Source organism: Acidobacteriota bacterium, assembly GCA_028875725.1.
Taxonomy (GTDB): domain Bacteria; phylum Acidobacteriota; class Thermoanaerobaculia; order Multivoradales; family Multivoraceae; genus Multivorans.
In genome coordinates this window covers 1,649,236-1,675,945 of the sequence record JAPPCR010000006.1, presented here as the reverse complement: position 1 = coordinate 1,675,945, position 26,710 = coordinate 1,649,236, and the positions used below count along the sequence as shown (strand labels likewise).

The window sequence follows — 26,710 nt, the reverse complement described above, 5'->3', positions numbered from 1 at the left end:
GACTAGAGGAGATCCTTCATGGCACTGAACACCTACCTGACCTTCGACGGCAACTGCCGCGAGGCGTTCGACTTCTACCGGTCCGTCTTCGGCGGCGAGTTCTCGGACTTCAACACCTTCGGCGAGGGCCCGGAGGGGCTGCCGCTGGCCGAGGGCCAGGAGGACCAGATCATGCACGTGTCCCTGCCGGTCGGCGACAGCGTGCTGATGGGGAGCGACAGCACGACGTTCGGGCCGCCGCTTGCGGTCGGCAACAACTTCTCGATCTCGGTCGAGGCCGAGAGCCGGGAACGTGCCGACGAGCTGATCGCGAAGCTGTCGGACGGCGGCGCGGTGACGATGCCGATGGAGGACCAGTTCTGGGGCGCCTACTTCGGCATGTGCGTCGACCGCTTCGGCGTCAACTGGATGCTGGTGTACGCACCGCCGCAGGAGTAGGCGGGAAGCCCGGCGCCCGCTACCGGGAGCTGCAAGGAGCCAACACGATGACTGCCATTTCTCCGCACGACGGCCCGGTCGCCGTCACCGGTGTTTCCGGTTTCACCGGCGGCCACATGGTGCGCGAGCTCGTCCTCCAGGGCTACACGGTCCGGGCCTGCTTGCGCAACGCCGATTCCTGGCGCGGCAGGGACTGCGTCGAGTACCTGAACCGGCTGCCGAACGTCGAGATCGTCGACGGCTGCGACCTGTTCGTCCCCGGTTCGTACGACGAGGCTTTTACCGGCTGCTCGGCCGTGTTCCACGTCGCCGCGGTGCTCGGCAACTCGGCCGACGGCAAGTCGCAGCCGTTGGGCTCCGGCAACGTGTCGACGGACGTCTACGAGGGCGGCATGGCCGGGACGCGGAACGTGATCGACTCGGTGAACCGGAGCGGCAGCGTCAAGCGCGTCGTCTACACGAGTTCCCTGGCGGCGGTGGCGGGCCTGGGAGCGCCGGCCATGCCTCCGGGCTATGCGTGGACGGAGACGGACTGGGCGAACGACAACTTCGAACCGGAGGTCTGGCAGCACCCCCGGATGGCCTATGCCCGCAGCAAGGTGGACACGGAGCATCTGCTGAATCAGGCCGCCGACGACAGCGGCGGCCGCTGGGACGTGGTCACCCTGAACCCGGCGATGATCTGCGGGCCGATCCTGTTCAAGGCCCAGGTCGGCCAGTGGATCGAGCAGATCGGCCGGCTCGCCGCGGGACAGGCGACGTCGTGGCCGACGCCGTACGACATGTACTACAACATCATCGACGTGCGCGACCTGGTCAAGGCGGAACGGCTGGCGGCCGAGTCAGATGTGGACCACCGGGCGTCGAACGGCGGCAACCGCTACCTCCTGCACGGCAGCGGCGGGCGTTCCGCTCTCCGGCTCGGCACGGAGGTGCGTGGGATCATCCAGGAACTCTTCCCGGCGTTCACGGTCGGCGAACCGGAAGTCCCTGAAGGCGGCACGCCACCACCGGCGGCGCTCAACCACAGCAAGAAGGCGGTCTCCGTGCTGGGGGCCACCCTCCGACCCGTGGAGGACACGATCCAGGCCGTCGTGGAGACGTCGGTCGAGCTGGGCATCATCGAGCCGCAGTTGCGGGAGGCCTGAGCGCGGTTGCGGGGCTGAGGCCATTGAGGTTTCTCCCCGCCGTTTCCCTGTTCGCGTTTGTGTGGGGCGGTGCGCTCGTTGCCGACGACCCGAATCCCGGGCGCAACCGGGTGGCCGAGGCTGAGGACTTGCCGGTCACCTGGGATGTTCCCTCCGGCGAGGGTGTTCTCTGGTCCGCCGACCTCGGCACGGTGACCTACGGCGGTCCGACGATCGCGGGCGGCCTGATCGTCGTAGGCACGAACAACGAGCGGCCCCGCGACCCGGCGGTTGTCGGCGACCGTGGCGTGGTGATGGCGTTCGACCGCCGTGACGGCGGGTTCCGCTGGCAGATCACCCACGAGAAGCTGGAAGCCGGGGATGCGAACGACTGGCCGCTCCAGGGAGTGTGCTCGACTCCGTCGTTCGACGGCGAAAGGCTGTACTACGTCTCGAACCGGGGGGAGGTCGTCGCGGCGAACCTCGACGGGGGAGTCGACTGGTCGTTCGACATGGTCGGCGAGTGGGGCGTGTTCCCGAAACACATGGCGGCCTCTACGCCGCTGGCCGTGGGCAATCTGGTGTTCGTGTCGACCAGCAACGGGGTGACGGACGACGGGCGGGTTCCGGCCCCGGAAGCGCCCAGCTTTGCGGCGTTGGAGCGTGCGACGGGCCGGCCGGTATGGCGCGATGGCAGCCCCGGCGCGGCGCTCGTCGACGGGCAGTGGGGGAGTCCCTCCTACGGGCGTGCCGGCGGCGGGGACCAGGCCGTTTTCCCGGGCGGCGACGGCTGGCTCTACGGCTTCGAGCCCACGACGGGAAGGCCGCTGTGGCGGTTCGACGGCAACTCGGCACTCACCAGCGACGAGGCGGCCCGAGGGGAATCCAGGAATGTGTTCGTGGCGACGCCGGTACTGCACGAAGGCATGGTCTTTGCCGCGGTAGGCCGGGACCCGGAAGTCTCCCTGCGCCGGGGCGTCGTCTGGGCGGTCGACGCGGGCGGGCGGGGCGACGTGACTTCGGGCGGCGTCCGCTGGCGTTTCGAGGATCCGGATCTCGGCCGTGCGATTGCCACGGTCGCGGTAGTGGGCGGCATCGTTTACACGGCGGACCTGAACGGCTTCCTCTTCGCGATAGACGCCTCAACGGGCGAGAAGCTCTGGACCTACGACGCGCTGGCGCCGTTCTGGAGTTCGCCCCTGGTCGCGGACGGCAAGGTGTACGCGGGCGATACGGAAGGCGATGTGGCGGTGCTGCGGGCTGGCCGCACGCTCGAGGTGCTGGCCGAGAACGTCATGCCGCAGGCGGTCTACGCCTCGCCCTCGACCGACGGCTCCGGGCTGTACGTCGCGACCAGCGACACGCTCTACGCGTTGCGGAGTCGTGGCAGCGCACGGTTCGGCGCGGGCGAGCGCTAGGACGGGAGTTCAGGGCTGGAATGCGGGCTCGAAGGGGATCCCGACCCTTTGATACCGTTGCCGGCCTTCGGCGGCGGGGCCGCGGCGACCAGTCGCCGTGAACGGATTCTCGCGCTCCGCGTCGGCAGCAGCGACACGCTCATTCGACCAACGGACTGGAACACCATGATGTCTCGACTCTCTCTAGCTGCGGCGCTCCTTCTGGCCGGCGCCGCGACGGCGCCGATCGCGGCGACGGAACCCGAGCCGCCGGCGATGTTCGGCAACACGCACGCGCGGAACATGGTTTCGGACGCGAAGGGCCTGCCGACCGAGTGGGACGTCAGGAGCGGCGAGAACATCATCTGGAGGGCCAAGGTCGGCTCCCAGACCTATGCGGGCCCGGTCTTCCGCGACGGGCGAGTGTTCGTGGGTACGAACAACGAGGGTCTTCGCCGTCCCGGGATCGAGGGCGACAAGGGTGTCGTCATTGCCCTGGACAAGGACACCGGCGGCCTCCTCTGGCAGGCCACCCACGACAAGCTGGGCGCCGGTCGCGTCAACGACTGGCCGCTTCAGGGTGTGTGCTCCACGCCCTACGTCGACGATGAACGCGTCTACTACGTCTCGAACCGCGCGACGATCGTGGCCGTGGATGTCGACGGGTTTCGCGACGGCGTGAACGACGGCATGACGGACGAGCAGTACAAGGAGGAACTCGACGCCGACATCGTTTGGGAGTACGACATGATCGCCGAGCTCGACGTGTTCCCCCACAACCTGGCGGCCGGATCGCCCCTCGTCGTCGGCGACCTGCTGTTCACGGTGACCGGCGCCGGGGTCGACGAGGGACACATCAACCTCCCCTCACCGGCGTCGCCCGCCTTCGTCGCGATGAACAAGAACACCGGCGAACTGGTCTGGGAGAGCATCGACAGCAGCGATGCGGTCCTGCACGGCTCGTGGTCGAATCCGGCCTACGGCGTGGTCGACGGCCAGCCGCAGATCGCGTTTCCGGGCGGCGACGGTTGGCTCTACACCTATGAGCCGGCGACCGGAGACCTGCTGTGGAAGTTCGATCTGAACCCCAAGGACTCGGTCTGGGAGCTTGGAGGTGCGGGCACCCGCAACAACATCATCTCGACGCCCGTCTTCTACAACAACCGCTTCTATCTGGGCGTCGGCCAGGATCCAGAGCACGGCGAGGGACCGGGTCACCTCTACGCCCTGGATGCGGATGTCGAAGGCGACGCGACCGGCACTGCTGCGTTCTGGCACTTCGGTGACGAGGACTTCAACCGGACGATCTCGACCGTGGCCATCGCCGACGGCTTGCTCTACATCCCGGATCTGAGCGGCTTCCTCTATGTGCTGGACGTGGAAACGGGCGAGCATCTCTGGACTCACGACACCTTCGCGGCGGTCTGGGGTTCGGCGTTCGTGGCGGACGGCAAGGTCTACCTTGGCGACGAGGACGGGGACATCGTCGTGCTCGAGGCGGGACGCGAAGAGAAGGTGATCGCGGAGCAGAACATGGGCTCGGCGGTGTACACGACGCCGGTCGCCGAGGACGGCCGCATCTACGTGGCCACCCGCTCCGACGTGTTCGCGATCGGATCCGACTGAGGGGGCCGCACCAGACCACCCGTGGGAATCAAGCGAGGGCAACGACCGCTCGAAACGGAGGACTCCTGGAGCGTCGACACCGCGCCGGGCAGGGTGCTTTTCGGCGCCGGCGTGATCGATCTCCTTGGCGACCTCGTGCAGGAACTCGGCGGCGGCCGCGTCCTGGTGGTCACGGACCCGGGGGTTGCCGCTGCCGGCCATTTAGACCGCGCATCCGCTTCACTCCGGAGTGCCGGCCTCGAAGTCGCCGTCTTCTCTGAGGTCAGGGAGAACCCCGGCGAACGCGACGTGGCCCTGGCGGCCGCTGCTGCAAAGGCCCACCGCGCCACGTTCCTCGTCGGTCTGGGGGGCGGTTCGGCGATGGACTGCGCCAAGGGCGCGAACTTCGTGTTCACGAACGGCGGCCGGATGGAGGACTACTGGGGCTTCGGCAAGGCCAGCCGGCCGATGCTGCCTTCGATCGGGGTTCCATGCACCGCGGGGACCGGCAGCGAGGCGCAGTCGTTTGCCGTGATCTCACGCGAGGACGACCACCGGAAGATGGCCTGCGGTGACCCGAAAGCACGGTTTCTGGCCACCCTCCTCGATCCGGAACTCGCGCGCACGGCCCCGCCCTACGTCATGGCCGCGACGGGCCTGGACGCGTTCTCCCATGCGATGGAGAGCTTCGTTGCGACCGCTGCCAACCCCTACTCCCGAATGTTCGCGTCCGAGGGCTTTCGGCGTCTTCTACGCGGATTCGAAGTGGTCGTTGGAGCTCGGTGCGCGGAGTCCCGCGCGCGCTCGAAGCCGAAGCCGGATGCAGCGATCAACGAATCGTGGGGCGACATGCTGTTGGGAGCGCACCTTGCCGGGGCCGCGATCGAGGCGTCGATGCTGGGTGCGGCCCACGGCCTGGCGAATCCGCTGACCGCTCGCTACGACATCACGCATGGCGTGGCCGTGGCCGTCATGCTGGATCACGTGGTTCGCTTCAACGGCGAGACCGGCGACACGGGCTACGGGGGGCTCGTCCGCCTGCTGGGCGGCGACGGGGTGGGTGACCGGTCCGCGAGCACGCGGCTCGCCGACTCCTGGACCGGTCTTCGCGGCAGTGTCGGGGTGGCCGGGCGCCTGAGGGACCTGGGTGTCGAGGAGGCTGATCTGGAGGTGCTGGCAAGCCAGGCATCCAAGCAATGGACGGCTCAGTTCAATCCGCGCGCCGTGACCGCCTCCGATATGCTGAGCCTCTACGAGGCGGCCTTCTGACGGGCAAGGATCGGATCGCCTCGAGCCGCCGACCACCGTCCTGGTAACTGCCATGTTGGACTTCGCTCAGCTTCGAAACCGCCGGCGCCGCAGCCTGGCCAAACGAGAGCTTCCGCGCCCCCTGAAGGATCTGGTGCCGGTCGTGCCCCTGCTGCTTGTCGGGCTCGTTGTCGCTGTAACCACGGCGACAGCGGGAGACGGCGGGAATCCGGATCCGGCGCCGAAGACCGACCTGTTCCGGCCGTCCGCCGACGCCTGGCCGGTGTTCCGGGGCAACCTGCTGGGCACCGGCGTCGCCGCCACGACCCTGCCCGAGCAACCGAAGCTGTTGTGGACCTTCGACACGGAGAGCGAGATCGAGGGCACCGCGGCGATCGTCGGCGGAGTCGTCTACTTCGGCGACTACGAGGGCCGGGTGTACGCGTTGACCCTTGCCGAGGGCAGGGAGCTCTGGCGGTTCGACGCCGGCACGCCGATCAAGGCGCCCGTGTCCGTCTTCGACGACGTGGTCTACGTTGGCGACGAGTACGGCTACGTTTACGCACTCGACGCCGGCAGCGGCGAGCAGAAGTGGAAGTTCGAGACGCTTGGCGAGATCTACGCCGGCGTATCTCTCCACGAAGATCGGCTGCTTGTCGGTTCCTACGACAACTCGCTCTACTGCCTGGACCGCGAGAGCGGCGAGAAGATCTGGCAGGTGGAGACGGAGGGCTACGTCCATGGCACGCCGGCGGTCGCCGACGGATTGACGACCGTTTCCGGCTGTGACGGTTTCATGTGGCTGATCGACATCGAGACGGGGGAGACGATCCACAAGATCGACCTTCACGGCCAGGCGGCCTCGAGCCCTGCCGTGATCGGCGACATGGCCTACGTCGCTACCTACGAGAACGAGGTGCTCGGCATCAATCTCGAGAAGCGTCAGGTCGCCTGGGCCTACGAGCACGAGATCCGGAAGTTCCCCTTCTACGCCTCGGCCGCGGCGGACGACGAGATCGTCGTCATCGGCGGCCGGGACAAGATCGTCCACGCCCTCGACCCCGCGACCGGCCAGCGGAAGTGGGAGTGGAACAGCGGGGCGCGGCTGGACTCCTCGCCGGTGATCGTGGGGGATCGGGTCTTCCTGGGGTCGAAGCGAGGGCCGGTGCTTGCCCTGGACAAGGCGACGGGAGAGCCGGTCTGGGAATTCGACACCGGTTCGGCGATCATGGCGTCGCCCGCCGTGGCCTCGGAGCGCCTGGTCATCGGCAGCCTGGACGGCGTCCTCTACTGCTTCGGCTAACGGAGCGTTTTCGAAGATGCAAGAGACGGCCACGAGGAGCCCGGTCAGGCCTGAGCCGGCGACCGGTCTGCTCGATCTCGAAGCGACGGACATCGGTTCCGTCTTCGTGTCGAACTACCCGCCGTATTCGGCGTGGAACGAGGCTGCCGTGCCGGAGGCCTTCGCCGCGCTCGACCGGGCGCCCGCCGCCGACACGTCGCTGGGCCTCTACATCCACATTCCGTTCTGCCGGAAGCGTTGCAAGTTCTGCTACTTCCGCGTCTACATCGACAAGAACCACGAGCAGATCGGCCGTTACCTCGACGCTCTGGGGGTGGAGATCGAACGCCTCGCGGAGAAAGCCGCGATCAGGGGCCGGAAGCTCGACTTCGTCTACTTCGGCGGCGGCACGCCGTCCTACATCGCGGCCAAGCAGTTGATTCCGCTGGCCGAGCGGTTGCAGGGCGTGATGTCCTGGGACGGCGCCGAGGAGGTGGCGTTCGAGTGCGAGCCGGGGACGCTGACCCGGTCCAAACTGGAAGCGATCCGCAGCATCGGGGTCACCCGGCTGAGCCTCGGAATCGAGAACTTCGACGACGAGATCCTCCAGGAGAATGGGCGCGCCCATGTGTCGAAGGAGATCTACCGGGTACGCGACTGGATTCGGGAGCAGGACTTCCGACAATTGAACGTCGACCTGATCGCCGGCATGGTCGGCGAGACCTGGGAAAGCTGGAAGCGAACGGTCGACCTGACGATCGAGTACGACCCGGACTCGATCACTCTCTACCAGATGGAACTGCCCTTCAACACGGTCTATTCGAAAGCCAGGCTGCGGGGCGACGAGGACGTACCGGCGTTCGCGGACTGGCGCACGAAGCGCGAGTGGCACGCCTACGCCTTCGAGCAGTTCGAGCGCGCCGGCTTCGAGCGCTGGAGCGCCTACACGATGATGAGGCGTGATCGGGGCTGCAAGTTCGTCTACGCGCGCGAGGTGTGGAGTGGCGCCGACATGATCCCGATCGGCGTCTCGTCGTTCGGTCACATGGGCGGCGTCCACATGCAGAACCACGATCGTTGGGACGGCTACCTGGCCGCGATCGACGAAGGCGGTCTTGCCACGCGCCGGGCCCTGGCCACGACGGCGCGCGAGCGGCTGACCCGCGAAATCATCCTGCAGCTCAAGAGAGGGTGGCTGGAGCGCGGAGCCTTCGAGCGGAAGTTCGGAGTCGACGTCGTGGAGGACTACGCCGAAGCCTTCGGCAGCCTGACCGAGCAAGGACTGGCCACGGTCGGTCCGGAACGGGTGGAACTCAGCGAGGGCGGCCTGTTGCGGGTGGATCAGCTCCTGCCGCGGTTCTACGACGAGCAGTACCGCGGCGCCCGCTACACGTAGCGGTAGACGCGGCCGCTACCTGGCGCCTAGCGCCCCGAAACGCCTCGCAGGCTCGGTGTTTCGGCCCATCCCGTCCCCACGGCGGAGCCTGCGCCGCGAACTTGCTTCGCTGCGTTCTGCGACGGAGGCTCCTAGAAGTCGAAGCCCAGCTGCAGGCCGACCTCCGTCGGCGGCGCCCAGACCGCGAGCGACCCGGTGTAGTTCACGAAGAACTGGCTGAGCCGGTACTCCTCGTCGCCGAGATTCCGTCCGTAGGCCGCCAGGAACATCCGGCCCTGCGCCGAGGTCCAGCGCAACTGGGCGTGGAAGAGGCCGTAGGAGGGCTGGATGAAGCGCTCGAAGGCGTCGAAGGCCACGTCGTCGGTGTGCTGGTACTCGCCGCGGGCGGTCAGCGAACCGCTGCTGCCGAGGTCGAACGTGTAGCGCAATGAGGCGGTGGCGGAGAAATCCGGCGCCCGCGGCAGCCCGTTACCGGAGAGGTCGCTAGGCTCGATCGGAAGCGCGCCGCCGCCGCCCAGAAGCACCTGGCTCGGATCGATCAGGCCCGCGGCCAGCAACTGCTCCACGAACTGGGCCTGGAGAAAGGGATCGAGCGTCGTGAACCGGGTGAACTCGTCGTCGAGGAGTTCCAGCGAGAGATCGAAGGCGAAGCGCGGGTTCGGCCGTGCCGAGAGTTCGAAGTCGAGACCCCGGATACGAGCCTTGGCCGCGTTCTCGACCACCGAGCGATCAGGGTAGAGCACCGCCACCTGCAGATCGTCGTAGTCGTAGTTGAAGGCGGCGGCGCTGATCCTCACCTTGCGGTCGGCGAGGGAGGACTTGATGCCGATCTCGAAACTCGTCACCGTCTCCTCGTCGAAGGCCGGTTGCAGCGAGACCGAGTTGTAGCCGCCGCTCTTGTAGCCGGCGGTCACCGCGCCGTAGAGCATCACGTTCTCCCGGGGCCGGACCTCGAGCCCCAGCTTTGGCGTCAACGCGCTCCAGCTGTCGCTGAGTTGCTGGAGTTCCGGCATGAATGTCTGGAAGTTGAGGGCGGCCTGTCTGTGGTCCTTCTCGTCGGCCGTGTAGCGCGCTCCGGTGGTCAGGCTGACCCGGTCGCCAAGATGCCAGTCGACTTGGCCGTAGGCCGCGTAGAGCGACGAGTCGACGTTGCTTTCGAACGGCAGTGGTGTCGGGGTTCCCGGAAGGGGAAGGCCGATAAACGGTGCGATGGCGTTGTAGTAGGCCGGGCCGCACAGGAACGGCGGCGCCAGGAAGCCAAGCGAACAGTAGTTCGTCGGGTCGAAGAGGAAGGTCTGGGGACTGTTCGCGAACAGCCAGACGCCGAGCAGTGCCGTGTCGGTGATGTTGTTGACGTGCGTCCCGCTCTCCTCGTCGAAGGCATAGGCGCCGGCCACCCAGTTGGCGCGCTCGCTGGCGCCGCTGAGCTGTAGCTCCTGCGACCACCACTGGGAGTTGAGGGTTGCGGCGTTGGTGACGAAGACGTGTGGTGAGCCGTCGATGTCCGCGTCTCGCCGTGAATCGAACTCGCGCCAGCTGCTGATCGAGGTCAGGCTCGTGCCGCTCGCCATCGCCTTGTTCACCGTCAACGAGAAGCCGGACTCCTCGTAGAGGGACAGCGCCGGGGTTTCGGTCGAGATGCGATGGACGTCGGCCGGCTCGGAGTACCCGTAGAACCGGTTCAGTGTTCCCACCGTGCTGTAGGGGGACACCTCGAACGGCTTGAAGGGGAAGTTCGCATGTGCGTCGTCGTCCGTGCTGTCGGCGCGAATCGTGAAGGTCAGGGAGTCGGAGGGCAGGAAGGTGAGCGAACCCCGCAGCGTGACCCCGTCGAAGTTGTCGGCGTTCGCGTCCAGGAAGTCGTTGTAGGTGGGATCCTCGACCTGGGCCGTGGCGCCGGTGAAGCGGCCCCAGACCTTGCTCGAGACCGGACCGGTGAGCGACATGCCGTAGCGGCGCCCGTCAGCCGGCTCGCTCGAGTCGTACTCGGAGAACGAGGTGAAGAGGCGTCCATGGAATTGCCCTTCCGGCGCGCGCGTTACGACGTTCACCGCGCCGGCGGTCGAGTTCCGTCCCCACAGCGTGCCCTGGGGGCCCCGCAGGATCTCGATCCGTTCCAGGTCGAGGAAGGGGTTCACCGCGGCCTGCGGTCGCGGCATGTAGACGCCGTCCACGTAGTAGCCGACCGTCGGCTCGGTGCCGATGCCGAGCGTGCTCGAGCCGATGCCCCGGATGTAGATGGCGACTTCTCCCGTGGTCGGGCTCTGGCCGGAGATCACGACGCCGGGCGAGGCCTCGGCCAGGGCCTGCACGTCGCCGATCGCCTGCTGCTCGAGTTCTTCGCCCGAGCGGGTGATGATCGAGATCGGCACGTCCTGGATGGCCTCCTCGACTCGCTGCGCGGTGACGGTGATCTCGTCGGTGACGGTGGAGTCCGGGTCATCGGGATCCTGGGCCACCGCGGCGCCGGCGATGAGCGCCAGCGGGAGAGTGACGGTCAGAAACGGGGCAGGAGTGAAGCGCATCGGCAAGTACCTCTCAAGGCTACGGACAGGCGGACTCGAACGACTCGGGTCCGACCGGAGTCAGTAATGGGCGCAGGCTACAACATAGGCACTACGCGCCGGAGGCCTTTCAGGTTGCCGGTGGTCGGCGTCGACTCCCTGCCGTAGACTCGCCGCGATGTTTGCCGCATCCTCCTACGACGTGATCGTGATCGGCGCCGGTCCGGGCGGCTCGGCGGCGGCGGCGATCGCCGCGCGCGGCGGCCTTCGCACGTTGCTGCTGGAGCGCGAGGCCGTGCCGGCCTTCAAGATCGGCGAGTCGCTGATGCCCGATACCCACGGCGTGTTCGAGAAGATGGGCGCCCTGCGCGCGATGCAGGAGAGCCACTTCGTCGAGAAGCACTCCGTCCAGTTCTTCACGAAGACCGGCAAGGCGTCCATGCCGTTCTACTTCGAGAAGGAACGGCCGGGCGACGACAGCGCGCGCACCTGGCAGGTTCGGCGCTCCGAGTTCGACGAGTTGCTGATGGACACGGCGGCCGAACAGGGCGCGGAAGTCCACCGCGGCGTCAACGTTCGCGACGTGCTGTTCGAGGACGGCCGCGCGGTTGGTGTGCGCGCGACCGCGGTGGGCAACGGGGGTCCCGTCGAGCTCGCCAGCCGGGTCGTTATCGACGCTACCGGACAGAGCGCCCTCCTGGCCCGAAGACTCGACCTCGGCCGGGTCGACTACGGCCTGCGCCACGCTTCGATCTACACCCACTTTCGGGGAGCGATCCGGGACGAGGGCAAGGACGAGGGAGCAACCCTGATCCTGCACACGAAGTCAGGCGAGTGCTGGTTCTGGTACATCCCGCTCGCCGGGGACGTCGTGAGCGTCGGGGTCGTGGGACCGATGGACGGCCTGATCCGCAACCGCGAGGGCAGGCCGCACGAGATTTTCTTCGAGGAGGTCAGGAACTGCGCCGAGATCGAGCGGCGCATCGCACCAGCTCATCAGTGTCGCCCGGTGTCCGTGATGAAGGACTTCTCCTACCGGATCGAGAAGATGGCGGGTGACGGCTGGATCGCGATCGGCGACGCGTTCTCTTTCATCGACCCGGTCTACTCGTCGGGTGTCTTCCTGGCGCTCAAGTCGGGCGAGATGGCTGCCGAAGCCTCGATCGGAGCGATTGCCGCGGACGACCTCTCCGGCGAGCGCCTGGGAGCGTTCCAGCCGCTGCTCATGCGCGGCGTCGAGGCCGTGCGGCAGCTGGTCAACGTCTTCTACGACCGGAACTTCAGTGTCGGCGCGTTCCTGCGGCTCTATCCGCAACACCAGAGCAAGGTCACACGCATCCTGATCGGCGACGTGTTCGAACTGGACTTCACGTCGATGTTCGAAGACATGGCGACCTTCGCGGCCGCTGGCGGTGGGAAAGCGGTGCGTGCCCGCGCGGCAGCCGCCGCGCAGCCGCTCCAGGCCTCCTGAGCCGGGAAGCCTTCCGAGCGGATTCATGGCAGCACGAGCGGCCCGAGTCACGGCCTACGCGGCGCTGCCGGCGCTGTACCTGCTGCACAACGACCTCTGGCTCTGGGACGACCCGAACCGGTTCCTGGGCTTGCCCGTCGGGCTGACGTACCACATCCTGTTCTCCGCGGCGGTGGTGCTCGTGATGTGGCGGCTGGTCCGGGTTGCCTGGCCCGGCGAGACACTCGAGAGGCTGGCTGCGGACGGGGACGGCACTGGAGCGGAAGAGACGGGATGACCCTGACCGTCATCTTTGCGTACCTCGCGGCCGTACTGCTGATCGGCGTCTGGAGCAATCGGCGTCTGGCTGATACCGGCGAGGACTTCTTTGTCGCCGGCCGGACGATCGGTCCGTTCGTGCTGCTGATGACCCTGTTCGGCACGCACATGACGTCGTTCGCCCTGCTCGGCGCTTCGGCGGAGTCCTACCGGATCGGCATCGGCGTCTTCTCCCTGATGGCGTCGTCATCCGCCCTGATGGTGCCGATCGTCTTCTTCTTCGTCGGCACGCGGGTCTGGGCGGTGGGGCGGCGCCTCGGACTCCTGACCCAGGTGCAGTTCGTCCGGGCCCGCTGGGGTTCGGACGGGGTCGGCCTCCTGCTCTTCGTCGTGCTGGTCCTGCTGCTCCTGCCGTACCTCCTGATCGGCGCCATGGGAGGCGGTGTCGTCCTCGGGCAGATAACGGACGGGGCGGCGCCGGCGTGGCTGGGGAGCCTGCTCGTGTCCGTGGTCGTGATCGGCTACGTGACGAGCGGAGGGCTTCGCGGCACGGCCTGGGTGAACACGTTCCAGACCGCGATGTTCATGCTGCTCGGGGCGGTGACGGCGGTCCTGATCGTGACGAAGGTGGGTGGCGTCGGTGTGGCGCTCGACCGGGTCGCGGAAAGCCGGCCCGATCTGCTGGTCCGGGGCGAGGCGATCCACCCCCTGCGGCTGCTCAGCTACACGCTGATTCCCCTGTCCGTGGGGACCTTTCCCCACATCTTCGCGCACTGGCTGTCGGCGAAGCGGGCGACGACCTTCAAGGCGCCGGTCGTGCTGTATCCGGTCTGCATCGCCGTGGTGTGGATTCCGAGTGTGCTGCTCGGTCTGTTCGGGAACATCGACTTTCCGGGCCTCGACGGCGCGGCCTCGAACTCAGTCCTGGTACGGATGATCGCGCTCTACGCACCGGAACTGCTCGCGGGCCTCCTGGGGGCCGGCGTCTTCGCGGCCATCATGTCGTCGCTCGATTCGCAGTCCCTCTCCCTTGGCACGATGTTCACCCAGGACATCGTGAGGCACTACCGTTGGGGCGGAGACCTGGACGAGTCCCGCCAGATCCGCCTGGGCAGGTTCTTCGTCATCGTTGTCGTGGCGACGGTGTTTCTCCTGTCGCTGGTCGCCGAGCGGAGCATCTTCGCTCTGTCGGTGTGGTCGTTCACCGGATTCGCCTCGCTGTTGCCGGTCGTGGTGGCCGCGCTCTACTGGCGGCGCAGTACGGCGGCGGGGGCCGGAGCCGCGATCCTGACCGTGATCGTGCTCTGGACCTGGTTCTTCGTGCGGGGCATCGGCAACCCGGACTACAGCGTTGGCGGTACCGGGATCATGCCGGTCGCCGTCGTCTTCGCCGGTTCCACCCTGGCCATGATCGCCGGCTCCCTGCTGAGCAGGCCGCCCGCGCCCGAGCGGGTAGCGCGCTTCATCCCGTGCGCCCGATGACGTGCGCACGGCGATGGTCACGTGCGGCGCGGAAACGCGCTGCACGGGTGCATCCCGTGAGCGGCAGGTTCCTAACGTGAGCGATTCAGGCCAGCCGCTGCGGATCGCCTATCTGGCGGCGGGCGCCGGCGGCATGATCTGCGGGAGCTGCATTCACGACAACGCCCTGGTCCGTGAACTTCAGCACAGGGGGCACAACGCGCTGCTGCTGCCCATCTACACGCCGCTGCGGACCGACGAGGAGAACGTGAGCTACGGCCGCGTGTTCTACGGCGCCGTGAACATCTACCTCGAGCAGAAGCTGCCGGTCTGGAGTCGCGCGCCGGCAGCGATTCGTCGCCTGCTCGACAACCCCGGGCTGCTGTCCCGGGTGACTCGTTCGGCCTCGGCGACCGACGCTCACCAGCTCGGCGAACTCGCGCTGTCCATGGTGCGGGGCGAGGAGGGCCGTCAACTGGCGGAACTCCAGGGCCTGACGAAGTGGCTCGCCGGCGAGTTCCGGCCGGACGTGGTCCACCTGACGAACTCGATGCTCGTGGGGATGGCTCACCGGCTGCGCGAGGCGCTGCCGGAAGCGCTGATCGTCTGCGGCCTTCAGGGCGAGGACATCTTCCTCGAAGACCTGGACGAGCCCCACAAGTCCTTGGTGGTAGAGGAGATGCGGAAGCGGGTGCGGGAGGTGGACGTGCTGGTGGCGCCGAACGACTACTACGCGGCGACGATGGCGGACCTGCTGGAGCTGCCTCTGGCAGGCATCGACGTGGCGCGTCTCGGCATTGAACTCGAGGGGCACGGTGGGCGCGAGGCGGAGCCTCCGGAGTCGCCTCTCGTCATCGGTTATCTGGCCCGGATGTGCCCGGAGAAGGGGTTTCATCTCGCCGCCGAGGCGTTCAAGGCGCTGAGCGACCGCCTGGGCGTCGGCCGGGTCCGCTTCCGCGCCGCGGGTTATCTGGGCGGCCGCGACCGTAAGTACTTCGAGGAGCAACGCCGGCGGATCGCCGACTGGGGCCTCGAAGCCCACTTCGACTGGCTCGGCGAAGTCTCCCGTGAGGAGAAGATCGAGCTGCTGTGCAGCCTGCACGCGCTTGTGCTGCCGACCGTCTACCGCGAGGCCAAGGGCCTGCCGGCGCTCGAGGCGATGGCGAACGGGGTCCCCGTCCTGCTGCCCGACCATGGATCGTTTCCTGAGATGCTCGAGCGGACGGGCGGCGGGGTGCTGGTACCGGCCGGCGACCCGGCGGCCCTGGCGGACGCCGTCGAACAGTTGGCCCAGGACGCGGAACGAAGGAGCCACCTCGGTCGCTCGGGGATGGACGGTGTGCGCCGTCACTACTCGGCCGAACTGATGGCGGCGGACACGCTCGCCTCGTACCGACGGGGACTGGCACGGCGCCGGAGCGGCGACCTCGGGCCGGCGGTAGCATCGGCCGGTCATGGCTGAAGCCCTTCGCTTCAAGCAGGTCGCGAAGTCCTACGGGACGGAGGCGGGTATCGTCGAGGTCCTTCGGGGTATCTCGTTCTCTCTCGAGGCCGGAGAGGCGATGGCCGTCACGGGACCCTCCGGCAGCGGCAAGAGCACCCTGCTGCACCTCGCCGCGACGCTCGAGACGCCGACTTCGGGCAGCATCCGGATCGGCGGCGAGGCGGCCCACGACCTGCCCGAACGCGAACTGGCGGCGTTCCGTTGCCGGCGCGTCGGTCTGGTGTTCCAGGATCACTACCTGCTGCCGCAGTACACGATGCTGCAGAACGTGCTGTTGCCGACGGTTGCGGCGGGTAAAGGGCAGGACGACGCGGAAGAGCGGGCGCGGACTTTGCTGGGGCGGGTCGGCCTCGGCGACCGTGTCGATCATCGGCCGGCGCAGATGTCGGGCGGGGAACGCCAGCGGGCCGCGATCGTGCGGGCGGTGATCAACCGGCCGAGTCTGCTCCTCTGCGACGAACCCACCGGCAACCTGGACGCGGATACGGCCGGGTACGTGGCGGATCTGCTGCTCGAGCTTCACGCGGGTGGGGAGAGCGCGTTGGTCGTGGTGACTCACAGCCTGGAGCTGGCGGCGAGGGTGCCGCGCCGGGTGGAGTTGCGTGCCGGCCTGATCCAGGATCACCGGTCCGAGCCGGCGGGCGGAGGCTGAGGCGATGGGCGCCGCGCGTCCGGGCGGACCCCTGCCGAGTCTTCGTCACTACTGGCGGTCGAATGTCGCAGTGGTGCTGACCGCGGCGGTCGCGACCTCCGTGCTGACCGGCGCGTTGATGGTTGGCGACTCGGTGCGGGGGAGCCTGCGCCAGCTCACCCTCGACCGGCTGGGCGGTATCGATCACGCGCTGCTCGGCGCCGGCTTCTTCCGTGAGCGCCTGCGGGACGAGCTGGCGGCCTACGGGCAGTTCTCGGCCCGCTACGGGCCGGTGTCGGCAGCCATCCTCATGCAGGGCAGCGTGGTCGAACCCGAGAGCGGCCGGCGTGCCGCCCGGGTCAACGTGCAGGGGATCGACGACGAGTTCTCCGCCTTCTTCCCGGGCAGCGAGGAGGCGCTCGACCTGTCCCGGCGCGAGGGCCAGCTCTTCGCGTCGCTGGCGGTCAATCGTTCGCTCGCCGAGGCACTCGCCGTCGAGCCGGGCGATTCGGTCGTGCTCTATCTGGAGCGACCGAGCGAAGCGCCTAGGGCCAGTCTGATGGGGGAGAAGGACCCGGAGGACCAGTTGGAGAGCGTGCGGCTGAGCGTCGTCTCGGTGCTCGACGACGTTGGCGTGGGGAGCTTCGGGCTGGCGCCGCACCAGAGCCAGCCGCTGGTCGGTTACGCGCGGCTGCGCGATCTCCAGCGGGAGCTGGATCGCCGCGGGCTGGCGAACGCGCTGCTCGTCGGCGAGCGCGCCGGGGCGGGAGACGGCGCCGAGGCGGATCCCGAGGCCGCGGTCCTGGACCTTGAGCGGTGGATCCGCTCCCAGGCCCGGGCGGAGGACTTCAGCCTCGCGTTCGTCGAGGCGGAGGACCACCTGCGGGTCGCCACGTCGCAGATCGTGTTCGGCGAGGAGCTCGCCGCGGCCGTAGAGGTACTGGCGGCCGACGCGGGCGTCGAGGCGCTCGGCGTCTCGACCTACCTCGCCAACCGCACCGCGGCGAAGAACGGCTCGGAGGCGCCGTACTCGACGATCGCCGCGCTCGACACCGGGAGAGCCGGGGAACTCGGCGTGCTACGGCTCGCAGACGGTCGACCGGCGCCCGCGCTCGGGCCGGACGAGGTGCTGGTCAACACGTTCCTGGCGGAAGACCTCGAGATCGGAGAGGGCGACCGGCTGGAGGTCGACTACTTCGTCGTCGGCGACCGCGAACAGTTGGTCGAGCGGACGGTGCGGACCACGGTCGCCGGGGTCGTCGAGATGGCGGGCTGGGCCGCGGACCGCGACCTGACACCCGACTTTCCCGGCGTCGCCGACGCGGACAACATGAGCGACTGGGATCCGACCTTTCCGGTCGATCTCGGCCGTATCCGGGACCGGGACGAGGCGTACTGGGACGAGTACCGGGGCACACCGAAGCTGTTCGTCGACCTGGACTACGGCGCCGAGCTCTGGTCCAGCCGTTTCGGCCTCCTGACCTCGTTGCGGTTGCTGCCGGCGGGAGGAAGCGATCCGGCGGGGCTCCGGATCGCCCTCGAAGCGGAGGCGCCGGCCAGCATCGGGCTTCACGCGGCCGGCCTGGCGGTCGAGCCGGTGAAGGCCGCGGGCCTGCGCGGCGCCACCGGCGCGACGGATTTCGGAGGCCTGTTCATCGGTTTCAGCCTGTTCCTGATCGTCTCCGCGGCGCTGCTGGTGGGCCTGTTCTTCCGTCTGGGAACGGAGAGCCGCGCCAGCGAGATGGGCCTCCTGCTGGCCCTCGGCCACGGCATCAGGCGGGTGCGGCGGCGCTTCCTGCTGGAAGGCGCGTTGCTCGGCGGTGCGGGCGTCCTGCTCGGCCTGGGCGGAGCGGTGCTCTACGCCGGCGCGATGATGGCCGCGCTCCGCACCCTGTGGCGCTCGGCCGTCGGCTCGAGCCACCTGTACCTGCACGTCGAGCCGCTGACTCTGGCCCTGGGCGGGGCGGGTTCGCTGCTTGTCGTGTTCTTCGCGATCCGGGGCGCGGTGGGCCGGCTGGCGGCGGTCTCGCCCATCCGGCTGCTGCGGGGAGAGACCGCCGAACTGGCGGCGGCGGTTTCCGCGGCGGCCCGCAGGGCGCGCTGGACGAGGGGAATCGCCGGCGGCCTCGCGGTGGCCCTGCTGGCCGGGTCCGCGGCCGCCCCGGCGTCGGCGGCCGCCTACCTGTTCTTCTCGGGGGGCGCCTGCCTGCTGGTCGCGGGGCTCGCCGGCTTTACGCTGTGGCTCCGCCGCCGCCCCGAGGCGCCCCTTCGCGGCTGGTCCTGGCGGGCCGGGTCGAGCATGGCGGCCGCCAACGCTTCGCTCAACCCGGGCCGTAGCCTGCTCTGCGCTGCCCTCGTGGCGAGCGCGTCGTTCGTCATCGTGGCCGTGGGTGCCTATGGGCTCCGCTTCGGCGAGGAGACGCGGAACCTGGACTCGGGCGCCGGGGGATTCGACCTGGTCGCCGAGTCCGATGTCTCCATCCTCGCCGACCTGGCCAGCGTGGAGGGCCGGTACGACCTGGGTTTCGGGAGGGAGGCGTCGGAACTCGTCGGCGGGAGCGAGATCGTCGCTTTTCGGACGGTGCCCGGGGACGACATCAGTTGCCTGAACCTGTTCCAGCCGGAGCGGCCGCGGCTGCTCGGCGCGCCGCCCGGGTTCGTCGAGCGCGGGGGCTTCCGCTTCCAGTCGCTCGTCGACGGGGCGGGGGACAATCCGTGGGCGCTGCTGGAGGAGGATCTGGGCCCCGGGGTGGTGCCGGCGATCGGAGACTTCAACTCGGTCATGTGGATCCTGCACTCGGGGCTGGGCCAGAGCATCGAGATGGAGACCGAGCGCGGCGAGACGATCGAACTGCGGCTCGTCGGGCTCCTGCGCAAGAGCGTGTTCCAGAGCGAACTCGTAATCTCCGAGGCCAACCTGGCGGAGCACTTCCCGAGCCGGACCGGGGCGTCCTACTTCCTGTTCCGTACGCCGCCGGACGAGCAGGACCGGACGATGCAGGAGCTCGAGCGGACGCTCTCGGGCTTCGGGTTCGACGCCGTCCCGACCGCCCAGCGCCTCCAGGCGTACCAGGCGGTCGAGAACACTTACCTCGGCACCTTCCAGACCCTGGGCGGCCTCGGCCTGCTGCTCGGCACGCTGGGCCTTTCGGTGGTCCTGCTGCGCAACCTGCTGGAACGCCGCGGCGAACTGGCGACCATGCAGGCGATCGGCTTCTGGCGGCGCGCCCTGGCGTGGCTGGTGGTGGCCGAGAACGGCCTGCTCCTGGCCGCGGGCGTCACCGTGGGCGCCGCCTCAGCGCTCGTCGCGGTGAGTCCGCACCTCCTGGGCGGGCACGCCCTGGTGCCATGGGTCTCGCTCGGTCTCACTCTCCTGCTCGTGCTGGCGGCCGGCACGCTGGCCAGTCTTGCCGCGGTAAGGCGCGTGACCCGGGAGGATCTGCTGCCGGCGCTTCGCGGCGGCTGAGGCGCGGCAGAGCTTCCGGATGCCGGCGGGGACGCCGGCGCATCCAGTCTCTGCCGCGAGAGGTCCTAGCCCTGGGGTTTCAGGTGGGTCTCGAACAGCTTCAGGATGCGGCGGTACTCGTCGAGCCAGCTTGACGGCTCGACGAAGCCGTGGGCTTCGGCCGGGTAGACGGCGAGTTCCCAGTCCTCCTTTCCGAGTTCGATGAGGCGCTGAACGAGGCGGACGGAGTCCTGAAACAGGACGTTGTCGTCGAGCATGCCCGTGCAGATGAGAAGGGGTTTCCGCAGGCCCTCGGCGAACTCGATCGGCGAACTCCGTTCGTAGGCCTCTGGATCGAGCTCCGGCGTGTTCAGGATGTTCGAGGTGTAGCGGTGATTGTAGTGGGCCCAATCCGTCACCGGCCGGAGCGCGGCGCCCGCCGCGAACAGCTCGGGGCGGCGGAACATCGACATGAAGGTGACGAAGCCACCGTAGGAGCCGCCGTAGACGCCGATCCGCTCCCGGTCGACTCCGTGCTCGGCGACCAGGTAGTCGATGCCGTCGGCCAGATCCTCGACTTCGGGAGTGCCCATCTGGCGGTAGATCGCCGTACGCCAGTCGCGGCCGTAGCCGGCGGAAGCGCGGAAATCCATGTCGAGCACGACGTAGCCGCGACGGGCGAGCAGGGTGTGAAACATGAACTCCCGGAAGTAGGAGGACCAGCCCTGGTGGGCATTCTGGAGGTAGCCGGCGCCGTGCACGAAAACGACGGCGGGTCGCCGAGGTTCCATGGGGCTGTCCGGCAGGTAGAGGCGGGCGTGGATCGGGTGTTCGACGTGCGACGAGGGCACCTCGACGAAGCGGGGCGCTACCCAGTCGATGGCCAGAAACTCCGGCGACGCCGTGTCGGTCAGGGGGATGGCCTCGGTACCCGGCGACGCCTCCTGGAGCCATAGTTCGGGCGGCCGGGTGGCAGTGGAATGGACGATCAGGAGATGGCGGTCGTCCGGCGAGAGGAGGAAGGAGTTGAGCCCGCCGAGTGCGGTGACCTGTTCGATCGCGCCGGCTGCTTCCGCGACGGGCGCGCGGAAGATCTCGAAAACGCCGGGGTGATTCCGGTTCGCCTCGAAGTAGAGAAAGGCGCCGTCGGCCGAGAGCTGGGGTGAACGGACGACGAAGGCGCCCTCCGTGACCTGGCGTCGTTCACCGGTTGCCGCGTCCATCAGGTTGAGATGGGAGTAGCCGGTTTCCTCAGACAGGAAGAAGATCGTGCGGTCGTCCGGCAGCCAGCCAAGATCGCGAAAAGCGTAGTTGATCCAGGCCGGATCGGACCTCCGATGCAGAGGGCGCAGTTCGCCGCTTTCAAGGTCGCCGGTTCCGAGGTCGATTCCGGCGATCCAGCGGTCCTTGTTGTCGACCGAGTAGACCTGTACGACGGCCCGTGTGCCGTCGCGGTTGAAGGAGACCGGGCCGAAGCGGACCGGCCTGGGTCCGGGCTCGTCCTCGCGGGTCTCCTCGTCCTTCTCCTCGATCGGTTCCGGTCCGGCCTCGGCCGCGGTTTCACCACCGGGGTGCGCCTTCGTCGCCGCTTCCCGGGCGTCCTTCCGCTCGCGCGCCGCCGCGCGCAGGTCGGCCAGCGGATCGTCGGCGATGTTTGGCAGCACGGAGACGTCCAGCGTCACGGGCTCGGGGTCGCCGGCCCGCAGCAGGAGCAGCGTTTCGCCGGCGGCCTCCGCCGTGCCGACCTTCGGCCGCACCTCCTCGACGTCGACCATCCCCGTGGCGGTGACGTAGTTCGGCATCCTGTCGCGGAGACCTTCGCCGCGCTGCTTCGGACGGGTTCGAAGAACCAGGCGGTCGAGCGCGGGCGACAGCATCGAGGCGACGATCTCCACTTCCTTGCCCAAATAGTGGGGCAGGGCCGGCCGGCTGGAGTCGCCGGCCTGACGCTCCCTGAAGACCTCGAGACTCCGTTCCTCGCGTTGGCGCCGCAGGCGCACGATCTCGAGCAGTCGGGGTTGCTGGCGCTCCAGGTAACCGGCCCTGGCGTCCTGCTCGGAGCGCGCCTGCTCCGGCTCGTCTTCCGCGCGAACGTCGAACGGCTGCCACAGAAGGCCGGTTTCCTGCTCCCGCACGAACCACACACCGGTCCGCCGGAAGGCGAGGTCGCCACCGGCGGTGAAGAAGGGCGCACTTTCCGGGGCGACGGTGCGTGTGATCTGGATCAGGCCGCCGTCACGGTCCACGTCGCGGACGAAGACGTCGCCGGCCTTGACAAAGGTTCGGCGCTGCCGTTCGCGGTCCCAGTTGCCGCCGGCGGCGTCCGCACCGGCACGGTCGCGGTCGGAGACCCGGATCGGCGCTCGCGCTCCGAGGTCGACCCGGTAGAGATCACGGGCGTCCTCGCCTTCGCGCTTGCGCTGGAAGTAGACGCTGCCGCCGTCGCTGCTCCAGTATGGGCCCTCCGGCTGGCGACCCAGCCAATCGGGATGGGCCATGATCCGTTCGAGGGTGACATCGTCCTGGGCCCCGAGGGGAAGGACGGGAAGGAGCAGGCCCGCGGCCAGTGCTACCGCGACCGGTCGAACGGGCAAGCTGCTACAGGGACTCGAAGTACTCGACCATCGCCTGAGCGGTCGCCGCCTCGGGATGGTTGGGCGCCACCTCCAGGAACTTCCTGAACGTCTCGAGGGCCTTGTCGTTCTCCGACTGGGCGGCGTAGCAGAGGCCCAGCATGTTGAGCGCCTCAGGATGACTCGGGTTGAAACCCACGACCTGCTCCAGCTTTGTCAGGGCTTCGGGAATGTTGCCGGCGTTGTAGAGATCGGCCGCCTCGTTGTAGAGGTTCTTGGCGGCTTTCTCCGGATCCGTGTTCTGGAGGGAGGCCAGGGCGGCCGCGGCCTTGTCGTCCATGCCCAGCGCGTTGTAGCCGGCGTAGAGGATCTGGTTCATGTTCTCCAGGTCCTCTCCCTCCGCGGCCACCTTCTCGGCGTATTCCACGGCCCGGACGTGGTCCTCCCGGAACGAGTAGATGCGGGCGAGCCCGCCCATCGCCGAGGTCAGGTCCGCCTTCTTCTCGAGGGCGCTCTGGAACATGAACTCGGCGGTCTCGTAGTCGCCCGAGTTCAACGCGTTGCTGCCCTGGTTGTAGAGCTTGATCGCGCTGCCCCGGGCCTCGGCCTCCAGGTCCACGGCCTGGTCGGGCTGTGGGATGCCGGCGGCCTGGAACTCCGCCGCCTGCTGCTTCAGCGCCTCCTCTTCGGAGGTCAGGTTCCAGTCGCCGCCGCCCGGGAGCTGGCTGAGCCGGGTCTCGTTGCGGGCGGGGATGCGGACGTTGCCCACGCGCCGTGTCACGTAGCCTTCCTTCTTCAGCTCGACGGTGAAACCGCCGCGCTCGTGCGTGACGACGTTCTTGATCATGATCCGGAACCGTCCGTTCCGCCCGGAGTAGTGGACCTCCCGGAACGTCGGCGCCTCGGGGTTCGTGAAGATGATCTCCACGCCCTCTAGCGTGTCGCCGCTCGTGGCGTCGAAGATCTGCCCCCACACGGTGCCCGGGAGCTGCGCCGCCCCTGGGGCGACGAGGGTGAGCGAAAGGCAGATGCCGAGGGCGGCAGCGAAGAGTCCGGGCCGCGCCGGCTGCTGCAGGGTCCACGGTTCGCGAATCGGCTTCATTGTCTTCTCCTTCGGCCGCACGGGCCCATGGCGGATCTGCTGGCGCGCGGCGGGCCTCCTCCCGCCGGCGGACCTCGTTCCCGGAAGGGCCTCGTAGAATAACAGAGCCGTGGTTGCGGATCCTGGCTCTCGCCTCGCGCACCATCCGGCCTGGCCGAGGGTGCTGCAGATCTGCCGGGCCGCGGCGGAGCGGGGCGGCTGCGTCCGTGTGGTGGGCGGCTCCGTGCGGGACGCCCTCCTCGACCGGTCGTTCGAGGAGTTCGATCTCGAAGCCTTCGGGATCGAGCCCGACGATCTCGACAGGATGCTGGCGGACCTGGGCGTGCGCGTGGACCGGGTCGGCCGCGCCTTCTCCGTCCTCAAGCTCAGGGACATCCGCGTCGACATCGCTCTGCCGCGCCGCGAGGTGAGCACCGGAACGGGCCACCGCGACTTCCTCGTGAGCGCGGACCCGGGAATGACGGCCGAAGAGGCGGCCGAGCGCCGCGACTACACGATCAACGCGATCTCGTACGAACCGCTGGCGGGCCGCGTCGACGATCCTCTCGGAGGGAGGGCGGACCTCATGCGCGGCCGGCTCCGTCACGCCTCGCGCCGGTTCCCCGAGGATCCCCTCCGGGTGCTGCGCGGGATGCAGCTCGTAGCCCGGCTGGGGCTCGAAGCCGACGCAGCTACCGTGCGTCTCTGTTCCGGGCTGGACTGGCGCGAGCTGAGCGTCGAGCGCGTGTTCGAGGAGTGGCGGAAGCTGCTCGTCCTGGGCGTCGAGATCGGAGCAGGCCTTCGCTTCCTGGAGGCTACCGGGTGGATCGAGGCCTACCCGGAACTCCACGCCACGGTCGGCTGCGAGCAGGACCCGGAATGGCATCCTGAGGGCGACGTCTGGACCCACACGGGTTACGTCCTGGACGCCTTCGCGGCCGAGCGCCTGGGCGACGCAGAGGAAGACCTGATCGTCGGCCTGGCCTGTCTCTGCCACGACCTGGGCAAGCCCGCCACGACGCGCTTCGTCGACGGACGGCTACGCTCACGCGGCCACGAGGCGGCTGGCGAGACGCCGACACGGAGTTTCCTGGCGCGGCTGACGAACCGCCGCGGACTGGTGGACGACGTCGTGCGACTGGTAGTCGACCACCTGAAACCGCGGCAGCTCTACCAGGGTGGCGCGGGTGACGCCGCCGTTCGCCGGCTGGCCCACCGGGTCAAGCGGATCGACCGTCTCGTGCGCGTCGCGCGCGCGGACGCCCGGGGCCGCCCGCCGCTGCCGCCCGCAGACTGCGAGGACTGCGATTGGCTGGCTGCGCGGGCGGAGGCGCTGAGAGTCAGGGACCAGGCGCCGCGACGCCTCGTCCTCGGTCGTGACCTGATCGACCGCGGTCTGGCGTCCGGCCCCGAGATCGGGGACCTGGTCGATCGCTGCTATCAGGCACAACTGGATGGCACTTTCGAGGGTCGGGCCGCGGGCCTTCGGTTTCTCGATTCGCTGCTCCGGCGCCGGGCCGCCTCGGGAGCCACGCGGGGCAGCTCCGGCCGAGCGCAACCATGACCGGCGCCTCCGGCGACCGGCCGAGCGAAACAAGGGCCGCCGGCGGGTCGTCCCTGCACCGAGAGGACGATGGCTTGCCAGCACAGAAACTGTCTGACCCGGTATCGACCGACGAGTCGACCGGCCCCACCGAGGACGCCGAGTTCGTTCGGCGGGCGTCGGCGGGCGACGGCAGCGCGTTTGAAGCCCTGGTGCTTCGTTACGAGACGCCGCTGCGCAAGCTGGTCTACGGCTACGTACTCAACTGGGAAGTCGCGGAGGACGTGGCGCAAGACGCTTTCCTGGTGGCCTACCGGAAGCTGGGCGATCTTGGGGAGTCGGCCGCGTTCAAGAGCTGGCTCTACCGGATCGCGATCAACCGGGCCCACGACGAGCTGCGCCGGTCGGCGCGCTGGGGCAAGCGGCTGGACCGGAACGTGGGGGAGGAGGCCCTCGCCGAGCTGCCGGCGGCTGGCGCGGAGTCGGCCGTCGAGTCGCGGCTGCTCCGGCGCGCCCTCGTGCGCGAGCTGTCGCGGTTGCCGAAGAGCCAGCGGACGGCAGTCGTACTGAAAGATGTGGTGGGAATGAAGTACGTGGAGATTGCGGAGCTTCTGGGCTGTCCGATCGGCACGGCGCAGATCCGGGTCCATCGGGGCCGGCAGAAGCTCCGGGACCGGCTCGGCGAGCCGGGCAAGGCAGGAGGACGTAGAGGAGGTACACGATGAGGGAGGAGAAGAAGTCGAGCCGACCGGATGAGGCCGGAGGCGAGTTCGACGCGCTGTTCGAGGGGCTGCGTGAGGAGTGCGCGGCGCCGCCGGCGGCGCCCGGTTTCCTGGCGGGCTTCAGAGCCCGTCGCGAAGCCTGGCTGGAGCGCGCGGAGCAGGCTGCGCCGTGGCGGTTGCTTGCCCTGCGCCTGTCGCCCGTCGGCGCCCTTGCGGCCGGCGCCGCGCTGGTCATGACACTCGGCGGCGGCGCACCGGCCATGCCTCCGGAGACTGTTCCGGAAGCTCCGGAAACCGCCGAGTACGCGGATCCGTTCGTGGCGGGGCTGGAGGAGGCCGGTGTGGCGAGCCTGGCGATGAACGACGACGACGCCGGCTACGAACTGCTGGCCGTTCTCTACGAGCCGTTGGGGACACGGTGATGTCGAACGGTCCCACGAAGTTGTGGATGAGTGTCGCGCTGGGTTCCGTGCTGGTCGTGGGCCTGTCGGCCGGTCTGGTGGCGGACCGGCTCCTGCCGGAACGTCGTGCCGCCGAGAGGAAGCAGGACACCACGGGGGGGGCGCACGCTCCCGGACCGTCGTCGATGTTCCACTTCGACTGCCGCGGCTGGGACGAAGCCGCGAACGAAACGGCGGCGACTTCGGCGCCCGAAGCCGCGGCCGATGCGGCGCGTTCCGAGGCCTTCACTGAGCACAGGTCGAAGATGACTAACCGCATGGCGCGGCGCCTGGAGCTCGATGCGGAGCAGATCGAGGCGCTGGAGCCGATTGTCGGCGAGGCGATGGTGCGAGGCCGGCGCTACTGGACCGGTGCGCGCGACGAGTTCTGCGCCATGCAGAGGAACTTCCACCGGCAGGTGGGAGAGCTGCTTCGTCCGGACCAGGCCGCCCGCTTCGACAAGATGAGCCGGGAGCTCTGGCAACGGGGCCGGCGTCACGATGATCACAACCAGGACGGTCGTGGCCGCCGCCGCGGTGGTGACGACGTCTCATTGGGTGAGTGCCGGTGAGCGTCGAGGAGA

The 26,710-nt window shown here is 68.7% G+C and carries 20 protein-coding genes; 17 read left to right on the top strand and 3 right to left on the bottom strand.

Annotated elements, in window-relative coordinates:
- Positions 1 to 18: 18 nt before the first annotated feature.
- From OXI49_08915 to OXI49_08885, 7 genes are all read left to right on the top strand, one after another.
- Complete coding sequence (locus OXI49_08915; GenBank protein MDE2690619.1) at positions 19 to 438, top strand: VOC family protein; 420 nt, start codon at positions 19 to 21, stop codon at positions 436 to 438.
- A gap of 47 nt (positions 439 to 485) precedes the next feature.
- Positions 486 to 1,586 (top strand): NAD-dependent epimerase/dehydratase family protein, encoded by a 1,101-nt coding sequence (locus tag OXI49_08910; protein ID MDE2690618.1) that lies wholly within the window; start codon positions 486 to 488, stop codon positions 1,584 to 1,586.
- Positions 1,587 to 1,609: 23 nt separating this feature from the next.
- A complete protein-coding gene (locus OXI49_08905) occupies positions 1,610 to 2,983 on the top strand; it encodes a PQQ-binding-like beta-propeller repeat protein (GenBank protein ID MDE2690617.1) in 1,374 nt (457 codons plus the stop codon).
- Positions 2,984 to 3,151: 168 nt separating this feature from the next.
- The gene (locus tag OXI49_08900) at positions 3,152 to 4,588 is read left to right on the top strand and encodes a PQQ-binding-like beta-propeller repeat protein (protein ID MDE2690616.1); all 1,437 of its coding nucleotides are present in this window, start codon (positions 3,152 to 3,154) and stop codon (positions 4,586 to 4,588) included.
- Between the two features lie 21 nt (positions 4,589 to 4,609).
- The gene (locus tag OXI49_08895; GenBank protein MDE2690615.1) at positions 4,610 to 5,836 is read left to right on the top strand and encodes an iron-containing alcohol dehydrogenase; all 1,227 of its coding nucleotides are present in this window, start codon (positions 4,610 to 4,612) and stop codon (positions 5,834 to 5,836) included.
- Positions 5,837 to 5,888: 52 nt separating this feature from the next.
- Entirely contained in the window at positions 5,889 to 7,118 is a 1,230-nt protein-coding gene (locus OXI49_08890) for a PQQ-binding-like beta-propeller repeat protein (protein MDE2690614.1), read from the top strand.
- A 16-nt stretch (positions 7,119 to 7,134) separates the two neighbouring features.
- The gene (locus OXI49_08885; GenBank protein MDE2690613.1) at positions 7,135 to 8,493 is read left to right on the top strand and encodes a coproporphyrinogen-III oxidase family protein; all 1,359 of its coding nucleotides are present in this window, start codon (positions 7,135 to 7,137) and stop codon (positions 8,491 to 8,493) included.
- 131 nt (positions 8,494 to 8,624) lie between these two features.
- Here OXI49_08885 and OXI49_08880 read toward each other — a convergent pair whose 3' ends face one another.
- On the bottom strand, positions 8,625 to 11,018 hold the full coding sequence (locus OXI49_08880; GenBank protein ID MDE2690612.1) for a TonB-dependent receptor: 2,394 nt from the start codon (positions 11,016 to 11,018) through the stop codon (positions 8,625 to 8,627).
- 157 nt (positions 11,019 to 11,175) lie between these two features.
- Here OXI49_08880 and OXI49_08875 point away from each other — a divergent pair, with 157 nt between their 5' ends.
- The 6 genes from OXI49_08875 (at position 11,176) to OXI49_08850 (ending at position 19,788) form a co-directional block, all read left to right on the top strand.
- The gene (locus OXI49_08875; protein MDE2690611.1) at positions 11,176 to 12,468 is read left to right on the top strand and encodes a tryptophan 7-halogenase; all 1,293 of its coding nucleotides are present in this window, start codon (positions 11,176 to 11,178) and stop codon (positions 12,466 to 12,468) included.
- 25 nt (positions 12,469 to 12,493) lie between these two features.
- Entirely contained in the window at positions 12,494 to 12,745 is a 252-nt protein-coding gene (locus OXI49_08870) for a hypothetical protein (GenBank protein ID MDE2690610.1), read from the top strand.
- Positions 12,742 to 14,208, top strand: a complete 1,467-nt coding sequence (locus tag OXI49_08865) for a sodium:solute symporter family protein (protein MDE2690609.1) — start codon at positions 12,742 to 12,744, stop codon at positions 14,206 to 14,208. The genes OXI49_08870 and OXI49_08865 overlap by 4 nt, the downstream gene beginning before the upstream one ends.
- Before the next feature lie 76 nt (positions 14,209 to 14,284).
- Entirely contained in the window at positions 14,285 to 15,649 is a 1,365-nt protein-coding gene (locus tag OXI49_08860) for a glycosyltransferase family 4 protein (protein MDE2690608.1), read from the top strand.
- Positions 15,642 to 16,343 (top strand): ABC transporter ATP-binding protein, encoded by a 702-nt coding sequence (locus OXI49_08855; protein ID MDE2690607.1) that lies wholly within the window; start codon positions 15,642 to 15,644, stop codon positions 16,341 to 16,343. Before OXI49_08860 ends, OXI49_08855 begins: the two co-directional genes overlap by 8 nt.
- Before the next feature lie 4 nt (positions 16,344 to 16,347).
- Complete coding sequence (locus OXI49_08850; protein ID MDE2690606.1) at positions 16,348 to 19,788, top strand: ABC transporter permease; 3,441 nt, start codon at positions 16,348 to 16,350, stop codon at positions 19,786 to 19,788.
- 65 nt (positions 19,789 to 19,853) lie between these two features.
- On the opposite strand, the gene OXI49_08845 is transcribed toward OXI49_08850, so the two are convergent.
- Both OXI49_08845 and OXI49_08840 read right to left on the bottom strand, forming a co-directional pair.
- Positions 19,854 to 22,361, bottom strand: coding sequence for a S9 family peptidase (locus OXI49_08845; GenBank protein MDE2690605.1), 2,508 nt, complete (start codon positions 22,359 to 22,361; stop codon positions 19,854 to 19,856).
- A gap of 4 nt (positions 22,362 to 22,365) precedes the next feature.
- Entirely contained in the window at positions 22,366 to 23,442 is a 1,077-nt protein-coding gene (locus OXI49_08840; protein MDE2690604.1) for a tetratricopeptide repeat protein, read from the bottom strand.
- A 109-nt stretch (positions 23,443 to 23,551) separates the two neighbouring features.
- Here OXI49_08840 and OXI49_08835 point away from each other — a divergent pair, with 109 nt between their 5' ends.
- The 4 genes from OXI49_08835 to OXI49_08820 all read left to right on the top strand — a co-directional run bounded on the left by OXI49_08835 (position 23,552) and on the right by OXI49_08820 (position 26,698).
- Positions 23,552 to 24,985, top strand: a complete 1,434-nt coding sequence (locus OXI49_08835; GenBank protein ID MDE2690603.1) for an HD domain-containing protein — start codon at positions 23,552 to 23,554, stop codon at positions 24,983 to 24,985.
- A gap of 74 nt (positions 24,986 to 25,059) precedes the next feature.
- The gene (locus OXI49_08830) at positions 25,060 to 25,689 is read left to right on the top strand and encodes a sigma-70 family RNA polymerase sigma factor (GenBank protein ID MDE2690602.1); all 630 of its coding nucleotides are present in this window, start codon (positions 25,060 to 25,062) and stop codon (positions 25,687 to 25,689) included.
- A complete protein-coding gene (locus OXI49_08825) occupies positions 25,686 to 26,108 on the top strand; it encodes a hypothetical protein (protein ID MDE2690601.1) in 423 nt (140 codons plus the stop codon). Before OXI49_08830 ends, OXI49_08825 begins: the two co-directional genes overlap by 4 nt.
- Before the next feature lie 26 nt (positions 26,109 to 26,134).
- Positions 26,135 to 26,698, top strand: a complete 564-nt coding sequence (locus tag OXI49_08820) for a hypothetical protein (GenBank protein MDE2690600.1) — start codon at positions 26,135 to 26,137, stop codon at positions 26,696 to 26,698.
- Positions 26,699 to 26,710: the final 12 nt, after the last annotated feature.

Excerpts from the sequence above, each read along its gene's own strand:
- OXI49_08820 (MDE2690600.1), top strand. The coding sequence starts at position 26,135 with ATGAGTGTCGCGCTGGGTTCCGTGCTGGTCGTGGGCCTGTCGGCCGGT.
- OXI49_08900 (MDE2690616.1), top strand. The coding sequence starts at position 3,152 with ATGTCTCGACTCTCTCTAGCTGCGGCGCTCCTTCTGGCCGGCGCCGCG.
- OXI49_08825 (MDE2690601.1), top strand. The coding sequence starts at position 25,686 with ATGAGGGAGGAGAAGAAGTCGAGCCGACCGGATGAGGCCGGAGGCGAG.
- OXI49_08915 (MDE2690619.1), top strand. The coding sequence starts at position 19 with ATGGCACTGAACACCTACCTGACCTTCGACGGCAACTGCCGCGAGGCG.
- OXI49_08855 (MDE2690607.1), top strand. The coding sequence starts at position 15,642 with ATGGCTGAAGCCCTTCGCTTCAAGCAGGTCGCGAAGTCCTACGGGACG.
- OXI49_08875 (MDE2690611.1), top strand. The coding sequence starts at position 11,176 with ATGTTTGCCGCATCCTCCTACGACGTGATCGTGATCGGCGCCGGTCCG.
- OXI49_08890 (MDE2690614.1), top strand. The coding sequence starts at position 5,889 with ATGTTGGACTTCGCTCAGCTTCGAAACCGCCGGCGCCGCAGCCTGGCC.
- OXI49_08850 (MDE2690606.1), top strand. The coding sequence starts at position 16,348 with ATGGGCGCCGCGCGTCCGGGCGGACCCCTGCCGAGTCTTCGTCACTAC.
- OXI49_08880 (MDE2690612.1), bottom strand. The coding sequence starts at position 11,018 with ATGCGCTTCACTCCTGCCCCGTTTCTGACCGTCACTCTCCCGCTGGCG.
- OXI49_08840 (MDE2690604.1), bottom strand. The coding sequence starts at position 23,442 with ATGAAGCCGATTCGCGAACCGTGGACCCTGCAGCAGCCGGCGCGGCCC.
- OXI49_08870 (MDE2690610.1), top strand. The coding sequence starts at position 12,494 with ATGGCAGCACGAGCGGCCCGAGTCACGGCCTACGCGGCGCTGCCGGCG.
- OXI49_08910 (MDE2690618.1), top strand. The coding sequence starts at position 486 with ATGACTGCCATTTCTCCGCACGACGGCCCGGTCGCCGTCACCGGTGTT.
- OXI49_08865 (MDE2690609.1), top strand. The coding sequence starts at position 12,742 with ATGACCCTGACCGTCATCTTTGCGTACCTCGCGGCCGTACTGCTGATC.
- OXI49_08885 (MDE2690613.1), top strand. The coding sequence starts at position 7,135 with ATGCAAGAGACGGCCACGAGGAGCCCGGTCAGGCCTGAGCCGGCGACC.